This window comes from Flavobacterium sp. PL11, assembly GCF_035985025.1.
Taxonomy (GTDB): Bacteria; Bacteroidota; Bacteroidia; order Flavobacteriales; family Flavobacteriaceae; genus Flavobacterium.
This window is the reverse complement of sequence record NZ_JAXCIA010000063.1, coordinates 1-3,346: the sequence shown is the minus strand read 5'-3', so window position 1 is coordinate 3,346 and position 3,346 is coordinate 1. Positions and strand designations below refer to the sequence as shown.

Here is a 3,346-nt window from a genome sequence, read left to right as displayed (position 1 = left end):
AACGGAACTTGCCGAGGACTTGTAGCGAATAGCCCGGCCCTAAATACAATAGAGCCCATGAACCGAAAAGGTAATGGGCTCTATTGTATTTAGGGGAACGCACAAATGTATATTAGTTGGCTTTTTGAGATTTTGAAATCCAAACTTCATTGAGCTTTTCATAATCAATGGGTAGTGCCGTTTTTTGATTTTGTAATCTTCCGGATTCAAATGCGCGCATCAATATGGTTTCTATTAAATAATCCTCATTTACCTCATAGGGTGCATATCTCGTTTTTAGATTAATATCAAACACACTTGCAGCTGTGTTTGACCAAAATGCTTTCCAGCCACTTTTTAAAGTTTTCACTAATTCAAATGTAGTCTGACCGGTTTGTCTATGAATTAGTTTTACTAAAATTCTACCCTGACTTCGGGAAAGCTTTTTGAGTTTAGCTTCAAATTCATTGTTTAAATAGCCCTCAACAATATTAAAATACTTTTTTTTCTCTCTATTAGTTCTTAAATTTAACATTCCTTTATTAAGATTAGTTAATCGTTCTGAGGCTAATTTTGCGTATGGATAAGTGACATACACTCTATTTTGAAGTATCAAGAATTTTTTCTTGTCTTCGGCATTCATTTTTTCCTTGTATATCAATATTTCAGGTAGCTGAATGGTATCATTGAGAATAGATTCGTCATCCATTAATTCATAGCCCATTTTTGTGGTATCCGGCGGTAATACCTGCGCATTTGTAGATAGAATACTTAGAAGAAAAAATAACAGAATTTTAATACGAATCATATATGAAATTTTTAATGTCAAAATTATGCATTTACTACGCAACTGTTATACCAAATTTATAATTTAGCAAAAAAATATTTTATGAGCACACAATCGATATTAAACGAATCCTCTATCGCATTTTTAGAGCAATACTTAAATAATGCATCTCCAACTGGGTTTGAAGCAGAAGGTCAAAAATTATGGATGGAATATTTAAAACCTTATGTTGATACTTTCATAACCGATACCTACGGTACTGCTGTGGGTGTTATCAATCCTGACGCTCCTTACAAAGTGGTGATTGAAGGACATGCCGATGAAATTTCTTGGTATGTAAACTACATTACTGATGATGGATTGATTTATGTAATTCGCAATGGTGGTTCTGATCACCAAATTGCACCCTCAAAGCGCGTTAATATTCACACTAAAAATGGAATTGTAAAAGGCGTTTTTGGTTGGCCAGCGATTCATACTCGCAATAGAGCCAAAGAAGAAGTGGCTAAAGTTGACAATCTATTTATTGACATTGGTTGTGAGACTAAAGAACAGGTTGATAAAATGGGAATTCATGTGGGCTGTGTAATCACCTACCCTGACGAATTTATGATTTTGAATGAAAATAAATTTGTTTGTCGCGCCATTGATAACCGTATGGGCGGATTTATGATTGCTGAAGTAGCTCGATTGCTACACGAAAACAATATCAAATTACCTTTTGGTTTATACATTACAAACTCTGTTCAAGAGGAAGTTGGATTGCGTGGTGCGGAAATGATTACAAAAACTATTAAGCCTAATGTTGCGATTGTAACTGATGTTTGTCATGACTCTACTACCCCAATGATTGATAAGAAAATTGAAGGAGAAACTAAGATAGGGAAAGGTCCAGTCATTACTTATGCTCCTGCCGTTCAAAACAATTTGAGAGAACTAATTTTAGAAACGGCAATTGCTAAAGAAATTCCGTTTCAAAGACTAGCTTCATCGCGTGTTACAGGTACTGATACTGATGCTTTTGCTTACAGTAATGGTGGAGTTGCATCAGCATTAATCTCATTGCCTTTACGCTATATGCATACAACAGTAGAAATGGTTCATCGTGATGATGTAGAAAATGTGATTAAATTAATTTATGAAACGCTACTGAAAATAGAAAATGAGGAAACTTTTTCTTATTTTAAGTAATTTTTTGGAGCTAATCCCGCTCCCAAATAGTAGGGTCTTTGCAATCTTTATGTCCTAAAAATTTTTAGCCCATAAAGGAATTTCACTGTTTTCGGGGCTAAAAAAAAACCGCAATTCAAATTTGGATTGCGATTTTTTTTTTCTTATCTACTACCTAAATATTCCAAGACATTTTTCTCAATACGTTCATTAATATTTGAAATGTCTGCTTTTATAAATTTCTCTCCAAGGATATTCTCGTATAATTCAATATATCTTTCAGAAACGGTTTCAATGTATTCGTCCGTCATATTAGGAATTTGTTGTCCTTCTAAACCTTGAAAACCATTTTCAATTAACCAACGACGAACAAACTCTTTTGATAATTGTTTTTGCTCTTCGCCTTTATCTTGTCTTTCTTGATATCCTTCTACATAAAAATACCGAGAAGAATCTGGTGTGTGAATTTCGTCAATCAAAACAATAACTCCGTCTTTCGTTTTTCCAAATTCATATTTAGTATCTACTAAAATTAATCCGCGACTTGCAGCAATCTCAGTTCCTCTTTGAAACAAAGCTCTAGTATACTTTTCTAAAACTACATAATCTTCTTCGGTAACAATTCCTTTTGATAAAATAGCTTCTCTAGAAATGTCAGCATCGTGCTCGCCATTATCCGCTTTTGTAGTAGGAGTAATAATTGGTTCTGGAAACTTGTCATTTTCTTTGAGACTTTCAATCATTTTCACTCCGCAAATTTCTCTTTTACCAAGAGCGTATTCTCGTGACGCATGACCAGATAAATAACCTCGAATTACCATTTCCACTTTAAACGGCGTACATAAATGACCTACGGCAACACTAGGATCTGGCGTAGCAATTAACCAGTTAGGAACAATATCCTGAGTCAGCTCCATGAACTTAGTAGCAATTTGGTTTAGAATTTGACCTTTATAGGGAATACCTTTTGGTAAAACAACATCAAAAGCTGAAAGTCTATCAGTCGCAACCATTACTAAAAGGTCATCATTTATGTTGTAAACTTCTCTTACTTTACCTCGGTAAACTGATTTTTGATTTGGAAAATTAAAATCGGTTGTGGTTATTGTGTTATTCATTGTAGTTTTAGATGTGGTGTTGTTATTTTTGCAAAAATAGGTTGTTTCACATAGAAACGCAAAATTGTTTAATCATTATTCAGGGCAAACGAGTTAGTTTTTTTACCGCAGATTAGCAGATTCTATTTCTATATATTTCCGATACAAAATAATTTTTTCCTTGTGTAAAATTAATTTCGCTAAGAATCAAAAAATACGGCTCTTCGCCTAAATTAGTGGAATTATATATTTTAGGCATTTCCTAAATAATACACCATCTTTATGAAATTCTGCGAATTTCTATAACCTCTTG

3 protein-coding genes are annotated in these 3,346 nt (G+C 33.7%); 1 reads left to right on the top strand and 2 read right to left on the bottom strand.

The genetic code is table 11. The annotated features are described in order from the left end of the window. Nucleotides 1–112 precede the first annotated feature (112 nt). Nucleotides 113–787 (bottom strand): DUF4294 domain-containing protein, encoded by a 675-nt coding sequence (locus tag RCH18_RS15930; protein WP_326937763.1) that lies wholly within the window; start codon nucleotides 785–787, stop codon nucleotides 113–115. 81 nt (nucleotides 788–868) lie between these two features. Between RCH18_RS15930 and RCH18_RS15925 the strand changes: the two genes are divergently transcribed. Further along, complete coding sequence (locus RCH18_RS15925) at nucleotides 869–1,957, top strand: M42 family metallopeptidase (protein WP_326937762.1); 1,089 nt, start codon at nucleotides 869–871, stop codon at nucleotides 1,955–1,957. Between the two features lie 143 nt (nucleotides 1,958–2,100). On the opposite strand, the gene RCH18_RS15920 is transcribed toward RCH18_RS15925, so the two are convergent. Next, a complete protein-coding gene (locus RCH18_RS15920) occupies nucleotides 2,101–3,054 on the bottom strand; it encodes a phosphoribosylaminoimidazolesuccinocarboxamide synthase (RefSeq protein WP_326937761.1) in 954 nt (317 codons plus the stop codon). Nucleotides 3,055–3,346: the final 292 nt, after the last annotated feature.

What these genes read in the sequence shown, in the direction of transcription:
- RCH18_RS15920 (WP_326937761.1), bottom strand. Translation starts at nt 3,054, where the DNA reads ATGAATAACACAATAACCACAACCGATTTTAATTTTCCAAATCAAAAA.
- RCH18_RS15925 (WP_326937762.1), top strand. Translation starts at nt 869, where the DNA reads ATGAGCACACAATCGATATTAAACGAATCCTCTATCGCATTTTTAGAG.
- RCH18_RS15930 (WP_326937763.1), bottom strand. Translation starts at nt 787, where the DNA reads ATGATTCGTATTAAAATTCTGTTATTTTTTCTTCTAAGTATTCTATCT.